This window comes from Gemmatimonadota bacterium (assembly GCA_016720805.1).
Taxonomy (GTDB): domain Bacteria; phylum Gemmatimonadota; class Gemmatimonadetes; order Gemmatimonadales; family GWC2-71-9; genus Palsa-1233.
In genome coordinates this window covers 159,360-180,308 of record JADKJZ010000001.1, presented here as the reverse complement: position 1 = coordinate 180,308, position 20,949 = coordinate 159,360, and the positions used below count along the sequence as shown (strand labels likewise).

Genomic DNA, 20,949 nt, shown 5'->3' with positions numbered 1-20,949 from the left:
GCCATGCGCATCCTGCTGGTCGAGGACGACGATCACCTGGCCACCGTCATCCACGATGGCCTTGCGGAACACGCGATGATCGTGACGTGGGCGGCCACGCGCGCCGAAGGGCAGCAGCGCGCGTTGGCCGAGCACCACGATGTGCTGCTCCTCGACGTGATGCTTCCTGGCGGCAGCGGATTCGACCTCTGTCGCGACCTGCGTACCGCCGGGCTGACCACCCCGATCCTCATGCTCACTGCGCGCGACAGTGTCGACGATCGCGTCACGGGACTCGATGTCGGCGCCGATGACTACCTCACCAAGCCGTTTGCCTTCCGCGAGCTGCTCGCTCGTGTGCGGGCACTGGCGCGCCGTCCGGTGCTGGCCGGCGCGGTCGTCCGCGTGGCCGACCTCGAGGTGGACTTCGCGGCACGTTCCGTCACCCGGGGGGGCCGGGCGATCGAGCTGACGGCCAAGGAATTCGCCCTCCTCACCTGCCTCACACGCCACCTCGGCGTCGTCGTCGACCGCGCAGTCATCAGCGCCGAGGTCTGGGACGACAACCACGACCCGTTCACGAACGTCCTGGAAGTGCTGATTCGCCGGCTGCGCCGAAAGCTGGACGACGATTTCGAGCCGAAACTCATTCACACGCTCCGCGGCGCGGGCTACCGCTTCGGGCCATGACGACCAAGCTGCTCGGCCCACTCCGCTGGCGCCTGACCGCCTGGTACCTCCTCACGTTGACGTTGATTCTCGTCATCCTGGGCGGCGGGCTGTTCGTCGTGGTGAGCCGACAGTTCGCCGAGGAGCTCGACGAGTCTCTCCAGAAGGCCGTCGCCCAGCTCGAGCAGGCGGCGGCCGTCCGGGAGCGCGAGCGCGGTCTGCCAGGCCCGGTGGCCGACGCCGTCGACGAGCTGCGGATCCCCGACCGGCGTCTCTTCCTGCTGCAGCTCGACGGCACGCCAATCCGCCCGGAGGTCGTGCCAGACTGGGTGCGCGTCATCGCCCTCGAGGCGGCGGCCCGCGGCAGCGTCACGCGCGACCAGCCGTCCCCCACGAACGATGAGTTGATGTTCCGCCTGCATGCCAATCGCTTCACTGTCGGCCGCGGGCAAGGGATGATCGCCATCGCGGTCGCGGACCGGGTCGAGCTCGAGGATCGCTATGCCTCGCTGATCACGACCTTCGGACTCGGAGCCCTCGCCGGGCTCCTGCTGGTGGCGATCGGCGGCTACGTGCTGGTCGGGCAATCGATCCGGCCCATCGAACGTTCGATGGAACAGACGCGCCGCTTCATGGCCGACGCGGCGCATGAGTTGCGGACACCACTGAGCGTCCTTCGTGGTCGCGCGGAGGTCGCGCTGCAACAGCCGCGTGATGCGGCAACCTATGCGGCAGCCCTCGAAGGGATCACCGTCGAGAGCGGTCACCTCGGTCGTATCGTGGAAGACATCTTCACGCTTGCCCGCGGAGAAGCCGGCCACCGGCCGATGGAACACCAGCGGCTCTTCCTGGACGACGTGGCGCTGGACGCCGCGGACGCGGCACGCGTGATGGCCACGGCCAAGGGCGTCACCATGGCGCTTGCCGAATTTGAGGAAGCTCCCGTGGATGGCGATCCGCACCTGGTCCGGCGATTGGCCATGATCCTGCTCGACAACGCCATCAAGTTCACGGCGCCGGGAGGGGATGTCACGGTGCACGTCGGGGCCGACGGCGGGCGACCCTTCCTGCGGATCACCGATACCGGGGTGGGGATCACCCCGGAACAGCTCCCTCACATCTTCGAGCGCTTCTACCGCGGCGACCAGGCGCGTACCCGCTCGCTGGAGGGCACCGGTGGCGCCGGGCTCGGGCTGGCCATCGCCCAGTGGATTGCCGTTTCACACGGCGCGACCCTCCGAGTGACCTCCGACATCGGGATCGGGACCATGGCCGAAGTGCGCTTCCCGCGTGCGGAGCCCTCCGCGGCTTGACCCAATTGTCATCGTAGCGACAGGTGTTACCGGGTACCCTGCAGGCTTCTTACGCGGCACCCGGGGGCCATGCACACCACCATTCGATTCCTGATTGCCGCGGTCCTCGTTCCCTTCGCCGCGTCCGGCGCCCAGCAGTCCGCCCCGCTCACCCGGTCCGATGCGATCGCGGCCGCCATGGAACGGGGGCCGCGCGCGGCGATCACACGCGCTGACACGGCCCTCGCGAGTGCCCAACTGCTGGCGGCCAGCGCGCTTCCCGACCCGGTGCTCAGCGCCACGTACACGAAGGACGTGCCGTCGTACCACGTGACCGCCTCGTTCCCGCTCGACTTCCTCACCCTCCGCGGCTTGCGAGTGCAGTCGGCCGAGGCGTCCCGGGTGGCGGCTCGATATCGCTTCACCTTCGACCGGGCGCTCCTCGCCCTCGATGCCGACACGACCTACACCCGCGCCCTCGCGGCCCAGGCGAAGGTGGCGCTGTCACGCCGCAACGCGGAGGCGGCCGATTCGCTTCGGCGCATCGCGGTGGTGCGGCGCGACGCCGGTGATGTGAGTGACTTTGATGTGGAGCTGGCCACCGTGAATGCCGGCCAGCAAGCGAACCTTGCGGCCGGTGATTCCCTCACCCTGACCTCGGCGCTCCTCGACCTGCAACTCCTCATCGGCACCGCCGGCAACGAGGTCCGGATCGTGCTGGCCGACACGCTCGCCGCACCGGGCACGATCGCGAGCCCTGCCGCCGGCTCGAGCCCCCTCCCGGTCCTGCGCGCCACGGCCGCCCTCGATGCCGCCGACCTGGCACTGCGACTGGAGCATCGCAGCAGATTCTTCCTGCCGGGACTGGTCGTCGGCTTCGACACCGGGGATCCGACCAGCCCGACCGGCGGACTGCTCCCCGTGATCGGCATCTCCCTGCCACTGCCACTGTTCAATCGGAATCGTGGTCCGATCGCCATCGCGAAGGCGGAGCGCGAACGTGCCGAAGCGGAGCTGTCGCTGACCCGCAACGCCAGCCGCGCCGAGATCGCCCGTGCCCAGCGCGAAGCCGCCGGCGCGCTGGGTCGAGTGGCCCGCGACCGGATTCTGGTCACGAGCGCCGAGCGGGTGGCCACGATGTCGCTCGCGGCGTATCGCGAAGGGGCGGCCCCGCTCACCAGCGTGATCGAAGCCCAGCGGAATTCCCGCGATGTCCTTGGGCAGTACATCGATGATGTGGCCAGCGCACTGATCGCCTCGGCGACCCTGCACGCCCTCCTCACCACGCCCACTTCCGGATCCACTCCATGAGTCAGCTCATGTCGTACCCCCGACGACCTGCCCACGGCGCCGTCGTCGTCGTGCTCCTCTTGGTGGTGGCCTCCTGCGCGAAGGAATCCGACGGCGCAGCCACAGCGGAGGTGTCCGCGGTGGTCGGGGCGCGGACGGAGCTCGTGGTCGAGGGCGACTTTACCGAGACGGTGGGTGCGATCGGGGTGGTCGAGCCGCGGATCGGCCATCGTGCCGTGCTGAGTGCCCCAATCGCGACGCGGGTCACGGCGGTGGCCGTCTCGGCCGGCGAACGCGTCGTACGGGGTCAGGTGCTGGTCGAGTTCGAGAAGCTCACCATCGACGCCGACGCCCGCAGCGCCGAGGCAGCCGCACTTGCGGCGCAGCAAGCGTTCGACCGGGCCGAGCGCATGGTGACGTACGGGATCGCGGCGCGTCGGGAACAGGAGCAGGCCGCCGCCGCCCTCGCTCAGGCGAAGGCCGCCCTCGCCACGGCACGGCGCACCGCCGACCTGACCTCACTGCGCGCGCCGATCAGCGGGGTGGTGACCCAGATGAACGCCACCCTGGGTGCATCGGTGGACCCCTCCCAGGCGCTCGTCGAGATCGCCGACCCGAGCGTGGTCGACGTCGTCCTGGCCCTCTCGGCGCACGACGCCGCCCGGGTGCATGTCGGGGCGAAGGTCATGCTGCATGCCGGGTCGGCCTCCGGAGGCGAAGTGCTCGGCGAGGCCACCGTGGTCGACATCGCCGGGGTCGTCGATGCCCAGACGCATTCCGTGGCCGTTCGAGCGCGGGCTGGCCAGACCAGCCGAGGCCTCCGGATCGGTGAGACGTTCTATGCCAACGTGGTGCTCGCCGTACGGCCACATGCCCTCATGGTGCCCGCCGAGGCCCTGGTGCCGGAGGGGGATGGCTACAAGGTCTTCGTGGTCGACGCGAGCGGCATGGCCGTGGCCCGTGATGTCACGGTGGGCGGCCGCCACGATGGCACGGTGGAGGTCACCCGCGGCCTCACGGCCGGCGAGCGCGTGGTGACGTACGGGGCCTACGGGGTGACCGACAGCGCCACCATCGTGCTGCCCGGCACGAAGCCCGTGGCGGATTCCGCGAAGGGCGGGGCGTAGCCAGTGAGCACTCCCACGCCTCCGGATCAGCCAGGGCACGGATCGCTCTTCGCGTTGCTGACGGCGCAGCGACGCTTCATCTATCTGGTGGTCACGCTGGTCTCCTTCGTGGGAATCTGGTCCGCCACCACCCTCCCGTCGGCGATCTACCCCGAACTCACCTTTGAGCGCATTACCGTCGTGGCGGAAGGGAGTGCGCTCGGGCCGCGCCAGATGCTGTTCGATGTCACCCGGCCGATCGAGGAAGCGGTGAGTGTGGTGCTCGGGGTGACGCGGGTGCAGTCGCGATCGATCCGTGGCGGCAGCGAGACCACGATCACCTTCGCCCCCGGCACCGACATGCAGTACGCGTTGCAGCTGGTGCAGGCAAGCGTCAATCAGGTCGCGGGCGACCTGCCGATGGGGCTCGACATCCAGATGGAACGGATGACGCCCTCGATCTTCCCGATCCTCTCGTACAACCTCGAGGGCGGTGATCCCGCCACGCTGTATGACATCGCCCGGTACCAGATCCGTCCCCTCATTTCACGGGTTCCCGGCGTGGCGCGCGTGGACGTCATGGGGAGCGATATCCGAGAGATCGAGGTCATCGCCGACCCGGCGCGCCTTGTGGCTCAAGGGATGACCTATGAGGACCTCGCGACCGCGATCCGCGCGGCCACCACGGTCACTGCCGTGGGACGCGTCCCCTCCAACTACCGTCAGTACCTCATCGTCTCGGCCACCGAGGCCCATGCCGCCGAGGACATCGCGAACCTCGTGGTTGGACGTGGCCTCCGGGTGCGCGACTTGGCCACCGTGCTGCCGGGGACCGAGGACCACGTCCGGGAGATTTCCGGCGACGGCCACCCGGCGGCACTGCTCAACATCACGCGGCAGATCGGTGGGAACACGGTCGGCATCGCCGACAGCATTGCAGTGCTGGCCCAATCACTCGCCGCGACGCTCCCGCCGGGTGTCCATCTCAAGGCGACCTACGATCAGGCCGCGCTGGTCCGCGATGCGATGGCGACGGTGCGCGATGCGATGCTGATCGGTGCCGCCCTCGCCGTGATCGTCCTGCTCCTCTTCCTTCGGCATGCCCGCATCACGGCGATCAGTGCGTCGTCGATTCCGCTGACCCTGGCGATCACCGTGGCCATCATGGCGCTCGCGGGGCAGACGTTCAATCTGATGACGCTCGGGGCGATGGCCATCGCGATCGGCCTGGTGATCGACGACGCGGTGGTGGTCACCGAGAACATCGTCCGACATCTGCGGCTGACACCGGATCGGACGCGCGCCGTGCGCGAGGCCGTCTCGGAGCTGATCTGGCCGGTGACCACCTCGACCATCACCACGGTCGTCGTGTTCCTCCCGCTCGGCCTGCTGACCGGCGTCGAGGGACAATTCTTCCGGACCCTCTCGGCGACGCTGACGATCGCCGTGCTCGTCTCGCTCGTGCTGGCGCTGTCCCTGATTCCGTTGCTCAGTGCGCAGTACCTCACCGTGGCCGACACCGACACGGATGAGCCGGCCTCACACCGTGGCCTGCTGGCCGGACTGGAACGACGGATTGACGCGCTGTCGGTGCGATATGCCCAATCGCTGCACGCGGTCCTGCATCATCCCCGGATGGCGGCACTGATTGCGGCAGGACTGGTGGTGACGGGCGTGATGGTCTATCGGGTGATCGGCACCGGATTCCTCCCGGAAATGGACGAAGGGGCCTTCGTCCTCGACTATTGGACACCGGGCGGCACGGCGCTCTCGGAAACCGACCGGCAACTGCGCATCATCGAGCAGATTCTGGCCGAGACGCCTGAAGTGGTCGGCAGCTCGCGCCGGACCGGTGCCGAGATGGGCCTGTTCGCGACGCAGCTGAATCGCGGCGACATCGCCGTTCGTCTCACGGCTCCGGGGAAGCGGACGCGGACGTCGGAGGAGATCATCGACGATATCCGGACCCGCATCAATGCCGCGGTACCACGAGTCCGTATCGAGTTCGTCCAGATTCTTGCGGACGTGATCGGGGATCTGGCCGGCGGCGCCAGGCCGGTGGAGATCCGATTGTTCGGCCCCGACCTCGACTCGCTCGAAGCCTACGCTCAACGGCTGGCGGTCGGCATCGGTACCATCGATGGCATCGAGGACCTGTACGACGGCATCAGCGAGCCGAGCGAGGAGCTGGCGATGCACATCGACGCCGCCAAGGCCGACCGGGCCGGGCTCACTCCGGAGGCCATCAGCGCGCAGGTCGCCGGGGCGCTGCTCGGCCGACCAGCGGGGATTGTCCGGCTCGATGACCGTTCGATCGGCGTCCGGGTGCGCGCGCCTGACTCCGTGCGCTTTGAGGAAAGCCGCCTCGGTTCGCTGCCGGTGCTGAGCAGCGCTGGCGCCTCGGCCACCGCGCTCGCCGCCTTCGCGTCGTTCACCCCCGTGGAAACGCGGGCCGAACTCTTGCGGCAAAACCAGCAACAGATAATCGACATGACCTCGGACATCTCCGGCCGCTCGCTCGGCGATGTCATGAAGGATGTCAAGCGCGTCGTGGCCGAGATTCCTCCGACGCAGGGTATCCGCATGGAACTGGCGGGGCAGTATGCCTCGCAGCAGGCGGCCTTCCGTTCGCTCGTGATGGTGCTCGCCATGGCGGCCCTGAGTGTCGTGGCCGTGATGGTGGTTCAGTTCCGCTCCTTTACCGAACCGTTCGTGGTGCTGCTGGCCGCGCCAATCTCCTTCGTGGGCGCGCTGGCGCTACTCGAGATCACCGGCACGCCGCTCAACGTCTCGTCCTTCATGGGACTGATCCTGCTCGTGGGATTGATCGTGAAGAACGGGATCATCCTGCTTGACTTCACCCACCGACGCATGGCGGAAGCCGGCATCGACCTCGAGACCGCCCTCACCGAGGCCGGCAGGATTCGGCTCCGCCCGATTCTCATGACGACGCTCTGTACCCTGTTCGGGCTGCTGCCGCTTGCCCTCGGCCTCGGCGCCGGGAGTGAAATGCAGAAGCCCCTCGCGCTGGCCGTGATCGGCGGCCTGGCGCTGTCGACCCCGATCACCCTGTACGTCGTACCCACCCTGCTCGTCGCCATTCGTGGCCGAGCGCATACCATCACACGGAGTGCTCCATGATCACCGCCCGCTTTCCCCGTATTGCCCTCGCCATGATCCTGGCCACCGGCCTCTCCCTCACGGCGTGCGATAAGTCCGAAAAGGGCGACGAGGGCGACGAGGGCCCGGAAACGTCCGAAGTCGCCGCCACGCCGGCCAATTCGGCCGCCGAGGCGGATTCTCTCGCGGTGTACCTGCGCGAAGCCACGGTCACCGAGGCCGATGCCCGCGCGACCGCGCTCAAGGAAGTCCCCGGCGGCGCCGTCCAGAAGTACGAGCTCGAACGCGAGGGGGGCAAGCTGATCTATTCGTACGACATCACGGTGACGGGCAAGGAGGGCGTCGAGGAAGTCCAGATCGATGCCACGACCGGTGCGATGGTCTCGCACGAGCACGAGACGCCGGCCGATGAGAAGAAGGAAGCCGCAGAGGACGCCAAGGCCGCGGCGGCCGGGGTGAAGACGCCATGAAGCGCTTCTCCCTCGCGGCGATCGCCCTCGTGGCCAGTGCCACGGGCGTCGTCGCCCAACAGCCGCAGGTGCTCGCGAAGTACAACATCGGTGGCGATGGTGGCACCGACTATCTGAATGTCGAGGTGGCGACCGGCCGCGTCTTCATCTCGCGCAGCACGCACGTGATGGTGGTGGATGGGGCCACGGGCAAGGTGGTCGGTGACATCCTCGACACGCCGCGCGTCCACGGCATCGCCTTCGCCCCGGGCTCGCACCACGGCTTCACCACCAACGCCGGCGACTCAACGGTCACGATGTTCGACCTCGGCACCCTGGCCGTGATCAAGAAGATTGCCACCCACACCGGTGGCCTCGACGGCATCATGTATGACGACGGCACCGACCGGATCATCCTCACCAACCATTCGCGACCGATCGGCACGGCCACGGCTATCAACGCCACCACCGGCGAGATCGTCGGCACGGCCAACCTCGAGGATACCGCGCCCGAAGGCGCGGCGAGCGACGGCAAGGGTCGCCTCTTCGTGAACAACGAGGGCACCAACACCATGCAGGTACTCGACGGCAAGACGATGCAGGTGCAGGCCTCGTGGCCGATCGCCCCGTGCGATGGCCCCACCGGCATCGCCTATGATCGGGCGCATGATCGCATCTTTTCGGGGTGCAGTGGCACCTCGGTCGTCACCGACGCGAAGCGCGGCAAGGTGGTGGCGCAGATCGCCAACGGAGACGGCGTGGACGCACTCGGCTGGGATCCGACCCAGCAGTTGATCTACATCCCTGCCGGAGGGGACGGCACCCTGACGGTGGTACATCAGGAAAGCGCGGACAAGTATCGCGTGATCGCGACGGTGCCGACGATGCGGGGCGCCAAGACCGTGGCCGTTGATGCCACACGCCACGTGGCGTACGTCTTCACCCCGGAGTATGGACCCGCCCCCGTGCCCGTCGCCGGCACCGCGCCGCCGACGGGTGGCCGGGCACCACGTGGACCGATGATCGGTGCGTGGCTGATCGTGGTGGGTGTGAAGTAGGGGCGAGAAGCGCGAAGCGTGGCCCAGCGGGGAGATCTGTCCGCCAGGCCACGCTTCTCGCTTCGCGCTTCTCGCTTCTGGCTTCTCGCTAGACGACCTTCCGCCCCGACGCGAACCGAAGAATCAGCGAAATCAGCGCGATGACCAACAGGATATGGATCAACCCACCCAGCGCGTAGCCGGTACCCATACCCAGGGCCCAGAGCACGATCAGGACAATAGCGACGGTTTGCAGCATGTGTCGTTCCTCCATAGGGCTCGGCGCACTCAGTGCTGAGCGCCACCGATCGATGACCGCGGCGGACACCGGACCGTGCCCGCGCTTCCTCAGGGGACGCGATTGGGCTCCGCGCGGACACACGACCCGGTTCCCTCCTCCGGGTTCAGGCGGTACCTTCCCCCGACCCTCGCTCCATCCTCCGATCTACCTGGAGTCCCACGCATGCGTCGCTCCCTGCTGTCTGCTGTGGCCATCGGCCTCTGCTCGACCTCCACGCTTTCGGCACAAAACGCCAAGCCGGTGCCGACCGGACCGAAGAACTGGGCCGACTCGACGATCGTCGCCGAACGCTACGTGACGCCTCCGCCCGAGGTGGCGCGACTCGTCACGGCGCCGCGCGAGAATGCGGTGAGCTACGCGAGCCCAAGCCCAGTGACGCGGCGATGGTTCGTGCGCTCGGTGAGCGACGGGATGCCGACGCTCGCGCTGATGGGGAAGCCCTATCACAATCTCGGTGGCTTCCAGGTCGACATCCGCGGCAACCGCAGCCGGAGCATGACGACCGGCAGCCGCGCCGGCATCGAGCTGTACGACCGCACCAGTGGCGCTACGATCCGGGTGCAGATCCCGGCGGGAGCACGGGTCGGCACAACGGCATGGTCGCCCGACGGGTCGACGATCGCCTTCCTCGCCCTGTTCGAGGATGCCACGCACATCTACCTGGCCGACGCTGCCACCGGCCGGTCGCGCCCGCTGACGAAGACGCCGCTGCTCGCGACGCACGTCACGACCTTCGAGTGGACGGCCGATGGGAAGTCGATCGTGGCGGTGCTGCTGCCGGACGGACGCACGGCCGAACCGAAGGCGCCGCCGGTGGCGACGGAGCCGATGATTCGCGTCAACGAAGGGGCCAAGTTGAAGACCCGGACGTACGCGGACCTGCTCGAGAACAGCTACGACAAGACGCTGGTCGAGTACTACAGCGTGGGGCAACTGGCGGTCATCGATGTGAAGAGCCGGGTGGCAACGAAGATCGGCGCGCCGGGGATGATCCGGACGCTTGATGCCTCGCCCGACGCGAAGTTCTTCCGGATCAGCTATCAGGAAAAGCCGTTCTCGTACGTGCTCCCGGTCTCATCGTTCGGATCGCGGGAGGTGATCCTCGACGGAACCGGGAAGCTCGTGCGGGAACTCAGCAATCGGCCCCTGCGCGAGAACCAACTCGGCGACAGCACCGCGAACCGCCCTGCGGGTCCTCCGGCCGCCGGCGCCGCCGACACCGCCAAGCGCAACCTCGCGTGGCACCCCTTCAAGCCGGGGATGCTGTACGTGCAGCAGCTCAGGGCACCGACCCGCCCGCCGCGTGCAGCCGGCGACACGACCGGGGCGCCGACGCCCGCGAGTGGGCGCGGCACGAACGGCGCTGCCGCGACGCGGCCCGACCGGTTGATGCACTGGCTGCCGCCGTTTGACTCGACCACGGCCACGCTGGTGTACCAGACCGACAATCGGATCGCGAACGCCCGGTTCTCGGAGGATGGCAGCATCCTCTTCACCACCGAGACGGCGACGCGCGGCACCTTCGAGTACGCCGTCTTCCTGACCGACAGCAATCGCAAGGTCGCCTTGGTGACGCCGGCGCCACGCGCCGCGGGTGACACGGCCAACGCGGCTGGTGGGCGTGGCGCGGGTGGTGCGCCCGGTGGCCGCGGTGGGGCGGGCGGGGCGAGCATCGTGACCCGCGCCGGCAGCCACGGCGCCCCGGTGGTGATGCTCTCCACCGACCGGAAGTCGGTGTTCGTGCAGGGCAGCACGACTGACTCCACCACCAAGATTGCACGGCCGTGGGTCGACCGCGTCGAGCTTGCCACGGGCACGCGCACGCGACTGTATGAAGGGAAGGGCGACCTGATCGAGACCATCTCCGCACCGCTCGACGATGACTTTGCCACCGCCATCATCCAGCGCGAGTCGCCGACCGCGGTGCCGCAGTCGTATCTCCTCACGCTGGCGACCAAGGAGGCGAAGCAGCTCACCAAGAACGACGAGCTGATGCCGGAGATTCGCAACACGATCAAGAAGACGGTGATCGCCCGCCGTGCCGATGGCTACACCTTCCGCGTGAAGGTCACGCTCCCGGCCGACTGGAAGGAGGGGACGCGGCTTCCGGCGATGTTCTGGTTCTACCCGTCGGAGTATGCCACGCAGGAGGCCTACAACCGCGGCACCGCCGCCGCCGGTGACCCACCGACGCGCTTCCCGACCTTCGGGGCTCGCTCGCTCGCCTTCCTCACGACGGTGGGCTACGCCGTGATCGAGCCGGATGCGCCGATCTTTGCCTCGGATGGCCAGTTGCCGAACGACAACTACGTCGCCGACCTGCGCAACGACCTCGCCGCAACGATCGATGCGCTCGACTCCCTCGGCTATATCGACCGCCAGCGCCTCGGCATCGGCGGACACTCCTACGGCGCGTTCTCGACCGTCAACGCGATGGTGCACACGCCGTTCTTCAAGGCGGGCATCGCGGGTGACGGTGCGTACAATCGGACCCTCACCCCGAACGGTTTCCAGAGCGAGCAGCGCGACCTCTGGCAGGGGCGCACCACCTACCTCGAGATGTCGCCGTTCCTCTATGCCGACCAGCTGAACGGGGCACTGCTGCTCTACCACTCGACGGACGACCAGAACGTCGGCACCGACCCGATCAACTCGACCCGCCTCTACCACGCACTGCAGGGGCTCGGGAAGACGGTGTCGCTCTACATGTACCCGTACGAGGATCACGGTCCGATCGCCAAGGAGACCGTGCTCGACCAGTGGGGCCGCTGGGTGGCCTGGCTGGACAAGTACGTCAAGAACGCCAACAAGCCCGCTGAAGAGAAAAAGAAGATCGCGACCGACGAAGAGTGAGTCGGGACGCGCCTTTCCGGGCGAAGACGGCACGGGGCGCAAGGAGGACCTTGCGCCCCGTGCCGTCTTTCGCCTCTTTCCCCTGATATGACACCCCTTCGAAGCAAAATCCCCGCCCTGCCCCCCCGTCTGGAGGGGCTCGCTGCGTTGGCCACCAATCTTGCCTGGAGCTGGCACCGCTCGGCCCGTGCGCTCTTCCGACGGATCGACGATGCGGTCTGGCGCGACTCGCACCACAACCCGATCATCGTGCTCCAGAAGGCGCCACCCGAGCGCCTGGAAGCGCTGGCACGCGACGCCGATTTCTGCGCGCACTACGACGAGGTGATGGAGTGGCTCGCCGTCGAGCGGTCGGCCCCCGCGGGATGGTTCCTCGAGCAGTATCCGGGGCTCGACAGCTCGCGACCCGTCGCCTATTTCTGCGCCGAGTTCGGCCTCCATGCTTCGGTGCCGATCTACTCGGGCGGTCTCGGCGTCCTCGCGGGCGACCATTGCAAGACGGCCTCCGATCTGGCCATCCCACTCGTCGGCATCGGCCTCTTCTATACCAAGGGGTACTTCGACCAGCGCATCCGCCCCGACGGCTGGCAGGAAGACAGCGACGACGCCGTCAATCCGGACACCACGCCGCTGGTCCCGGTCACCGCGCCGGACGGCTCGCCATGGCTCACCGTGCTCGAGACCTTCGGTCGGCCGATCCACGTCCGCGCCTGGACGATCTCGGCGGGACGGACGGTGCTCTACCTCCTCGATACCGACCTCGAGGCGAACCACCCGGACGATCGCGAGCTGACCTCGAAGCTCTATGCCGGCGGCCTGCCGATGCGGCTGCGCCAGGAGTGGATCCTTGGCGTCGGCGGTGTCCGCGTGCTGCGCGCCCTCGGCATCACGCCGGGTGCGTGGCATGCCAACGAAGGTCACGCCGCGTTCATGCTCCTCGAGCGCGTGCGCGAGCAGATCCTCGACGGCGTCTCCTTCGATGATGCCGCCAAGGCCGTCCGCGCCACCTCGATCTTCACCACCCACACCCCGGTGCCTGCCGGTCACGATGCCTTTGAGGTCGGACAGGTCCTCTCCTGCATGGGAATGGGCTTCCTCAACGACTTCGGTGCCGACGTCGAGCGGGTGCCGCGACTCGGCGTCCATCCCGCGCGCGAACCGGGGCAGTTCCAGATGACGGTCCTGGCCATCCGCCTCGCCGGTCACGTGAACGGCGTGGCGCAGCGGCATGGCGTCGTGTCGCGCGAGTTGTGGGGCGACCTCTGGGGTGACCGTCCGGTCGACGAGGTGCCGATCGGCGCCGTCACCAACGGCGTGCACCTCGCCACGTGGATGGCCAACCCGATGTTGCGGCTCCTCGACATCCACCTCGCCCCGGACTGGAGCGAGCGGCTCGATGAGGCGGAGACCTGGGACGCCGTCCTCGGCCTGGACGCGCGCGAACTGTGGCATACGCACGAGGAGTTGAAGGGCTCGCTGCTCCGCTACATCCGCGAGGAGGCGCGTCGGCGCTGGACCGGCAACTGGCACGAGGCCGCGCAGGTCGTGGCGGCCGGCACGTTGCTCGATCCGCATGCCTTCACGATCGGCTTTGCCCGACGCTTCGCGACCTACAAGCGCGCCAACCTCCTCTTCCGCGACATCGAGCGGCTGAAGGCGCTGCTGACTGACAAGCGGCGGCCCGTGCAGCTGGTGATCGCCGGCAAGGCGCACCCGCAGGACACGCCGGGGAAGGAAGTGCTGCAGGAGCTCTACCACTTCGCGCGCGACCCGATGTTCGAAGGGCGCGTCGCCTTCCTCGAGGGGTACGACATGCACCTGGCCCACGTGCTGGTGCAGGGCGTCGACCTCTGGCTCAACGTCCCACGCGTCCCGCTCGAGGCCTCGGGCACCAGCGGGATGAAGGCCGCCCTCAACGGCGTGCCGCAGCTCAGCACGCTCGACGGGTGGTGGGAAGAGGGCTACACCGGGCGAAACGGCTGGGCGATCCCCAAGGCTGCGGAAGGCGACGATGCCGATCTCGCCGACGCGGAACAGCTGTATCGGCTGCTGACCGAGGAGGTCGTGCCGCTCTACTACGATCGCGACGATCGCGGAGTGCCCCGTGGCTGGGTCCAGCGGATGAAGTCGGCGATCCAGGTGGCCGGGCGCCGATTCTCGGCGCGCCGGATGCTGCAGGACTACGCCACCAACTACTATGCGCCGATCCTCCGAGGGGACCCCTTCCCCGACGACCCGCCACTCGGATGATCGCATGACCACGCTGCCGCTGCTCGAGCTGCCCCCGATCGAGGGGACCCCGCCGATGCTGGTCCACCTGAGCGCCGAGTACTACCCGTACGCGCGCACCGGTGGCTTGGCCGAGGCGGCGTGGGGACTGCACCGCTATCAGGCACGGCGCGGACTCGAGACCGCGGCGATCCTCCCGCTCTACCGCGTGGCGCACCAGCACCTCCACGCGATGGAGCAGGTGGGCGAGCCCTACACGCTCGATTTCGGCGGGCGGCAGGAACGCTTTCGGCTTTGGCGCGATCACGACCCCGCCTCCGAAACGCCGACGTACTTCATCCAGCACGATGGATTCTTCGATCGCGCCGGAATCTACGGCGAGGGCGGGAGCGACTACCCCGACAATCATCGACGCTTCGCCGCCTTCGCGGCGGCGGCGGTGGCGGCGCTCCCGCGCCTCACGGACGGCCCGGTCGTGCTCCATGCGCACGACTGGCACGCCTCGCTCGCCGCGGTCTATCTGCGCCGCTGGTTTGGCGGCGACCCATGGTTCGATCGCATCCCGGTGGTACTCTCCGTCCACAACGGCGGGTACCAGGGGCACTTTCCGGCCGAGGTGATGCCGGAGCTCGGACTGCCGTGGTCGCTGTTCAACCCGGACGCGCTCGAGTGGTACGGCAAGGTCAATCTGCTGAAGGGTGGCCTGACCCACGCCGACATGGCGACCACGGTGTCACCGGCACACGCCGTCGAGCTGCGGACCCCCGAGGGCGGCTTCGGCCTCCAGGGCGTCTATCAGGCGATGGGTGATCGCTTCACCGGAGTGCTGAACGGCATCGACGTGGACGCGTGGGACCCGCGCACCGATCGCCATCTCGCGGCGCGGTATTCGACTGACGATCTCGCCGGCAAGCGCGCCTGCAAGACCGACATGCAGCGCCGCTTCGGGCTCCCCGAGAATCCCTTCATCCCCGTGATCGCGCTGGCCGGGCGGATGGTGACACAGAAGGGACTCGACATCGTCGTGCGGAACCACGCCCTCTTCCAGACGGCGGCACAATTCGTCTTCCTCGGCAGCGGTGAAGCGCGCTACGAGACGGCGATGCAGCAACTGCGGACCGCGATGCCGCATCGCATCGGCGTGGAGGGGAGATTCTCCGACGAGCTCGAACATGTGTTGATGGCCGGCGCCGATCTCTTCCTGATGCCGTCGCAGTACGAGCCGTGCGGATTGACGCAGATGCGCGCACAGCGCTACGGCACGATTCCGGTGGCGCGGCGCGTCGGCGGCCTCGCCGACACCATCGACGATGGGGTGACGGGCTTCCTCTTCGACGCCTACGAGGATCGGGCCGTGGTGGGCGGCATCTGGCGCGCGCTCACGGAGCAGCGCGATCACCGCGCCTGGCAGGCGATGCAACGCGAGGCGATGGCCCGCGACTTCGGCTGGGATCGCGTGGCCGAGAAGTACCTCTCGATCTACACCAGCGCGATCGCCCACCGGGCCGGTCGCTCGGGATGAGCCTCGGCTTCGTCCTCACGCTGCACTCCCACCTGCCGTGGGTGCTGCATCACGGTCGCTGGCCCCATGGCAGCGACTGGATCTGTGAGGCCGCGCTCGATACCTACCTCCCCCTCGTCGGCGCACTCCGTCGATTGGAGGCGGAGGGGATCGCCGCGCCGATCACGCTCGGCATCACGCCGATCCTGGCGGCGCAGTTGGCGCATCCGTCGTTCCGCGAGGAACTCGACACCTACTTCGCGCATCGCTTCGAGACACTGGCCGAAGCCCCCGAGTCGCTGCGCGACACCGGGGACCTCGATCTGCTCGACGTGGTCCCCTGGTGGGAGCAGCACCTGCGCGGCCTGCAGCGCCTCTGGGAGTCCATCGACCGCGACCTGATTGGCGAGTTCCGACGCCATGCGGAGGCGGGACGCCTCGAGCTGATCTCGTCCGCGGCCACGCACGGCTTCCTCCCGCTGCTCGGGCGCGACGAATCGATTCGCTTCCAGCTCCTGGTGGGCCGTGCGGAGCATCAGCGGCACTTCGGCGAACTCCCGCACGGCTGCTGGGTGCCCGAGTGTGCCTATCGCCCGCGCGGGCCGTGGCAGCCGCTTCCGTCGGCGCGCGCGGTGCCGGTGCGCCGAGGCATCGAGGACCACCTCCGCTTTGCAGGGTTCCGCTGGTTTTATGTCGACGCGCATCTGGCCGAGGCCGGCGAAGCGTCGGAACTCTATGGCGGCGGCACGACCAAGCCTCGGCTGGGCGGCCCGCGCTCGCCGTATCGGGCCTACCAGCTCGGCACCCCCGTGCGCGGCCGCCCGTTGCACGTCCTGGTGCGCGACCCGCGCACGACCGAACAGGTGTGGAGCCGCCACGGCGGCTACCCGGGCGACGGCCGCTACCTCGAGTTCCACAAGATCCGCTATCCCGGTGGGCTCAAGCTCTGGAGTGTGACGGATACCAAGGCCGATCTCGCCGAGAAAGGGCCGTATCACCCCGATCAGGCGCGCCTCGCCGCCGGGCTCCATGCCAGGCACTTCGCCTCGTTGCTCGAGGCGGTGAGTCAGGCTGCCCGCCGGGGCGATCGCGCGATTGTCGCACCGTTCGACACGGAGCTCTTCGGCCACTGGTGGTTCGAGGGCGTCGACTTCCTCGAAGCACTGTTCGGCGAACTGGCGCACGGCACCCGCATCCGCGCGCTGAGCGCCGGCGCGATGCTCGACGAGTCGCCGCCGAACACCACGATTCGCCTCGGGCCGGGATCGTGGGGTGCCAACGGCGACTTCTCGATGTGGATCGGCCCGCAGACGAATTGGACCTGGGAGATGCTCTGGCCGCTCGAGGAACGCTTCTGGGATGCGGTGCCGCAGGCACTCGACGATCCCGGGCTCTGGCCGGTGCTGGAACAGGCCGCGCGCGAACTGCTCCTGGCGCAATCGTCCGACTGGCAGTTCATCATCTCGACCGGCGCGGCCGGTGACTACGCCACCAAGCGCTTCGTCGAACACTGCGATGCGCTCGCCGAGCTGTTGCCGGTAATGCGCCGCTCGCCGCCGCCCGCGTGCTCACGCCGCAGGGGTTGCTCCGACGCACCGTCAACGCCTATGCGTGGTGTTCGTTCGACGTCGGTCCGACGCTCTTCCGTTGGTTCGATTGGCACGCCCCCGACGTCGGCGCCGCCATCGTCGACGGCGACCGCGCCTCGCTCGCCCGCCTCGGTGTCGGCAACGCGATCGCCCAGCCCTACCATCACGTCATTCTGCCGCTCGCGTCGCGCCGTGACAAGGTCACCGAGGTCCGCTGGGGGATCCGCGACTTCCGTCGCCGCTTCGGCCGCGACCCGGAAGGGATGTGGCTTCCCGAGACCGCTGTCGACAGCGAGACGCTCGAGGTCCTGGCACAGGAGGGGATTCGCTTCACCGTCCTCTCGCCGCATCAGGTTACGTCACCCCCGCCGCACGGTCGTCCGGGACGGTGGCGCAGCGGCGCGCACGAGCTGGCCATCTTCTGCTATGACGGCGCGCTCGCGCACGACATCGCCTTCAGCGACGTGCTCCGTGACACGACCGGGTGGCACGCCCGAATCGCGGCCATGCCGATGGCCGACGACGGCCCCACCATTACCTCGGTGGCCACCGATGGCGAGACCTTCGGGCATCACCACCGCAGCGGCGATCTTGCCCTCGCGGCGCTGATCGACCAGGTCGACCAGGACCCCGCCACGCGGATGACCAACTTCGGTGCGCTCCTCGCCGCGCATTCGCCGGCGCAGGACGTCGTCCTGGTCGAGCGGACGGCCTGGAGTTGCCCGCACGCCCTCGGACGCTGGCAGGGCGACTGCGGCTGCCGGATGGATGGCAACACGTCGCAGGCGTGGCGCACACCACTCCGGCTCGGGTTGCAGCAACTGGCAGAGACGGTCCACGCGGTCGTCGAGGGAGCCTGGCCCGAGGGTCATGGCGATCCGTGGACCACCCGCGACCTCGCCGGACCGGAACTCGATGGAGTCAGCGAGCTGCCGAGCGCGGCGAAGCGCTTGCTCGAGGCGGAGCGGCACGCGCTGGCGATGTTCACCTCCTGCGGCTGGTTCTTCGACGACATTGCCCGCATCGAGCCACCGATCGTGATGCGGCATGCCGCGCGCGCCATCGAGTGGCTCCCGCCGACGGCGCAGCCCGCCGCGGAGGCCACGCTGCTTGCCACGCTCGGCCAGGCCCGGAGCAACGACCCCACCAAGGGCGACGGGATCACCATCTGGCAACGGGATGTCAAGGTGGACGCGCACGGGCCGGCCCGCCTCGCCGCCGGCATTGCGGCCCTCCGCGACGTGACCCCCGATGCGCTCGACGACCTGGTCCTCCCGGTGCACACTTTCCGCCTGGAGGGCGACGACATCGTCCTCCGTCAGGTGCGAACCGACGAAGAAGTCCGTTGGCGCGCCGAGTCGGTCATTCACGGGGTGGTGCCGCTCCGGATGCATGTGCGTCGGGTGGACGCGCCGGAAGTGGCGGCCGAAGTCGTGCCGATTGCGTGCGTGCCTCGCCCGGTGAGAGTGCTGCTGGCGCAGGCCGCCCATCCGATGGTGTTCGACGCGACGCTCGGACCGGCGGCACGCGATGCGCTCGGCGACGGGCTCTTGCCCTTGCCCGCGGCGCTGACCGCCGCGTTCGCCGGTGCCTGGGCGCTGGTGGCCCGGGATGGGCTCGACGACGCCGGGGTCGTGGTGCACGCCGTGCTCGACCTCCATGATCTGGCGGAGGTCGAGCTCCCGGAGTCGTCCCGGATTGCGGCGTTCGAGGCGCTGACCGCATTGCCGGGGTCCCCGGCGCGCGACACACTCGCCGCGCGGCTGCTGATCGCCCTCTAGCGGCTCATCCGAGCTGCGGCTCCGCCGGTCGGCGCGTCACCACCAGCGAGATCAGCGACCCCACCACCACGACCGACACCGCCCCCACCACATTGTGCCAGAGGAACGACACCTCGGGCATGCCGAACGACACCGACGCGACCGCGCCCATCCCCGCGAGCAAGCCGAAGAACGCACCGGGTCCGCTGGTGCGCGGCAGCATCGCGAGGATGAAGACGCCAAGGATCGAGCCGTAGAAGAAGGAGCCGAAGCGGTTCACCACCTCGATCAACGAGCCGAGATTGGCGGCGTACGACGCCACCACACAGGCGAAGATCCCCCAGAGGCCGGTGGAGATCTTCGAGACGCGAAGCAGCTCGGCCTCGCTCCCCTCGGGACGCCACCACCGGCGATAGAAGTCGATCACTGTCGCGGTCGAGAGCGAGTTCAGTTCCGCGGCGATGCTCGACATCGCTGCGGCCATGACGCCCGCGATGAAGAGCCCGGCCAGGCCGAGCGGCAGCCAGTGGAGCACGAAGTAGGGGACGATGTAGTTGACGTCCCTGGATGGTTCACCCGTCACTTCGGTCACCAGTGCGAGCGCCTCGCCGCGGATGGCGTTCACCTTCGCCTCGGACGCCACGAAGGCCGCCCGATCGGGAAGGGTCCGGTCCGCGCCGATGCCCTGATCGCCGGCGACCGCGAGCCGGGCGTCGCTGCGCCGAGCGTCGGTCGCATCGAGATAGCGCTGTTGCAGTGTCTGGAATTCGGCCGGACGCGCCGCCTGGACCTGGCGTTCCGCGGCGGGATTCACCAGGAGCGGTGGTGTGAAGAAGAGGTTGAACACCCAGATCAGGACGCCGATGATGAGGACCAGGGCCTGCAACGGAATCTTCCAGTAGGCGCTCATCAGCAGCGAGGTGCGCGCATCGTCCACCGACTTGGCGGTCAGGTAGCGCTGCACCTGCGACTGATCGGTCCCGAAGTAGGAGAGCATCAGGAAGGTGCCACCGAGGATGCCGGACCAGAAGGTGTAGGTCTTGGTCAGGTCCCACGAGAAGTCGAAGACGCGGAGCCGTCCCGTGGCGCCGGCCAGCTCGAAGGCGTCGCCCGGCGAGACCGGCATCTTGACGAGGAGCACGATCACCATCGCGACCAGTGCGAAGACGATCAGCACCATCTGCTTCACGTCGGCCCAGGTCACCGCCTGCACGCCGCCGAACATGGTGTAGATCACCGTCGGAATGCCGATCAACGCCACGCACCAGGCGATGTTCCAGCCGAAGATCGCCGAGAAGACCACGGCGGGTGCGGCGATGATGGTGCCGCACGACATCCCGCGCGAGAGCAGGAAGAGAAAGGCGGTGAGCGAGCGCGTCTTGGCGTCGAACCGCTTCTCCAGATACTCGTACGCCGTGAAGACCTTGGCGCCGTGGAGGAACGGCACCAGCGTCACGCCGAGGATCACCATCGCCAGCGGCAGGCCGAAGTAGAACTGCACGAAGCGCATGCCGTCGGTGGCGCCCTGCCCCGTCGTGCCGATCATCGTCACGGCGGAGAGCTGCGTCGCCATGACCGAGAGTCCCACGGCCCACCACGGCAGCGAGCGATTGGCGAGAAAGTAGCCCTCGATGTTGGTGGTGTTCTTCGAGCGGCGCAGGCCATCCCAGATCACGTAGATGAGGTAGCCGATGATGATCGCCCAGTTCAGCGGATGCATGGGGCGCGCCTCAGGAAGTGAAGTGCTGTTGCAGCCACCAGAGCAGAAGCAGCG

13 protein-coding genes and 2 pseudogenes are annotated in these 20,949 nt (G+C 68.3%); 13 read left to right on the top strand and 2 right to left on the bottom strand.

What is annotated here, in order from left to right:
- The first annotated feature begins 3 nt into the window (after positions 1 to 3).
- The 7 genes from IPP98_00890 to IPP98_00860 all read left to right on the top strand — a co-directional run bounded on the left by IPP98_00890 (position 4) and on the right by IPP98_00860 (position 8,963).
- Positions 4 to 669 (top strand): response regulator transcription factor, encoded by a 666-nt coding sequence (locus IPP98_00890; protein ID MBL0177667.1) that lies wholly within the window; start codon positions 4 to 6, stop codon positions 667 to 669.
- Complete coding sequence (locus tag IPP98_00885) at positions 666 to 1,961, top strand: hypothetical protein (GenBank protein ID MBL0177666.1); 1,296 nt, start codon at positions 666 to 668, stop codon at positions 1,959 to 1,961. The genes IPP98_00890 and IPP98_00885 overlap by 4 nt, the downstream gene beginning before the upstream one ends.
- Before the next feature lie 69 nt (positions 1,962 to 2,030).
- Complete coding sequence (locus tag IPP98_00880; GenBank protein ID MBL0177665.1) at positions 2,031 to 3,251, top strand: TolC family protein; 1,221 nt, start codon at positions 2,031 to 2,033, stop codon at positions 3,249 to 3,251.
- Positions 3,248 to 4,357: an efflux RND transporter periplasmic adaptor subunit gene (locus tag IPP98_00875; GenBank protein ID MBL0177664.1), complete on the top strand. Its 1,110-nt coding sequence runs from the start codon at positions 3,248 to 3,250 to the stop codon at positions 4,355 to 4,357. The genes IPP98_00880 and IPP98_00875 overlap by 4 nt, the downstream gene beginning before the upstream one ends.
- A 3-nt stretch (positions 4,358 to 4,360) precedes the next feature.
- The gene (locus IPP98_00870) at positions 4,361 to 7,477 is read left to right on the top strand and encodes an efflux RND transporter permease subunit (GenBank protein MBL0177663.1); all 3,117 of its coding nucleotides are present in this window, start codon (positions 4,361 to 4,363) and stop codon (positions 7,475 to 7,477) included.
- Positions 7,474 to 7,926 carry a PepSY domain-containing protein gene (locus IPP98_00865; protein ID MBL0177662.1) on the top strand — a complete coding sequence of 151 codons (453 nt, stop codon included), beginning with the start codon at positions 7,474 to 7,476 and terminating at the stop codon, positions 7,924 to 7,926. Before IPP98_00870 ends, IPP98_00865 begins: the two co-directional genes overlap by 4 nt.
- Positions 7,923 to 8,963 carry a WD40 repeat domain-containing protein gene (locus IPP98_00860; protein ID MBL0177661.1) on the top strand — a complete coding sequence of 347 codons (1,041 nt, stop codon included), beginning with the start codon at positions 7,923 to 7,925 and terminating at the stop codon, positions 8,961 to 8,963. The genes IPP98_00865 and IPP98_00860 overlap by 4 nt, the downstream gene beginning before the upstream one ends.
- A gap of 88 nt (positions 8,964 to 9,051) precedes the next feature.
- On the opposite strand, the gene IPP98_00855 is transcribed toward IPP98_00860, so the two are convergent.
- Positions 9,052 to 9,201 carry a lmo0937 family membrane protein gene (locus IPP98_00855; protein ID MBL0177660.1) on the bottom strand — a complete coding sequence of 50 codons (150 nt, stop codon included), beginning with the start codon at positions 9,199 to 9,201 and terminating at the stop codon, positions 9,052 to 9,054.
- Between the two features lie 204 nt (positions 9,202 to 9,405).
- On the opposite strand from IPP98_00855, the gene IPP98_00850 reads away from it, so the two are divergent.
- From IPP98_00850 to IPP98_00825, 6 genes and pseudogenes are all read left to right on the top strand, one after another.
- The gene (locus IPP98_00850; GenBank protein ID MBL0177659.1) at positions 9,406 to 12,096 is read left to right on the top strand and encodes a S9 family peptidase; all 2,691 of its coding nucleotides are present in this window, start codon (positions 9,406 to 9,408) and stop codon (positions 12,094 to 12,096) included.
- A 147-nt stretch (positions 12,097 to 12,243) separates the two neighbouring features.
- Positions 12,244 to 14,346, top strand: a complete 2,103-nt coding sequence (gene glgP / locus IPP98_00845; GenBank protein ID MBL0177658.1) for an alpha-glucan family phosphorylase — start codon at positions 12,244 to 12,246, stop codon at positions 14,344 to 14,346.
- Between the two features lie 4 nt (positions 14,347 to 14,350).
- Complete coding sequence (locus tag IPP98_00840) at positions 14,351 to 15,847, top strand: glycogen synthase (GenBank protein ID MBL0177657.1); 1,497 nt, start codon at positions 14,351 to 14,353, stop codon at positions 15,845 to 15,847.
- Positions 15,844 to 17,025 (top strand): annotated as a pseudogene (locus tag IPP98_00835) (hypothetical protein). The gene IPP98_00840 and the pseudogene IPP98_00835 overlap by 4 nt, the downstream one beginning before the upstream one ends.
- A gap of 18 nt (positions 17,026 to 17,043) precedes the next feature.
- Positions 17,044 to 17,367 (top strand): annotated as a pseudogene (locus tag IPP98_00830) (DUF1957 domain-containing protein).
- 41 nt (positions 17,368 to 17,408) lie between these two features.
- Positions 17,409 to 19,196, top strand: a complete 1,788-nt coding sequence (locus IPP98_00825; GenBank protein ID MBL0177656.1) for a DUF3536 domain-containing protein — start codon at positions 17,409 to 17,411, stop codon at positions 19,194 to 19,196.
- 4 nt (positions 19,197 to 19,200) lie between these two features.
- Here IPP98_00825 and IPP98_00820 read toward each other — a convergent pair whose 3' ends face one another.
- Positions 19,201 to 20,895 (bottom strand): sodium:solute symporter, encoded by a 1,695-nt coding sequence (locus IPP98_00820; protein ID MBL0177655.1) that lies wholly within the window; start codon positions 20,893 to 20,895, stop codon positions 19,201 to 19,203.
- Positions 20,896 to 20,949: the final 54 nt, after the last annotated feature.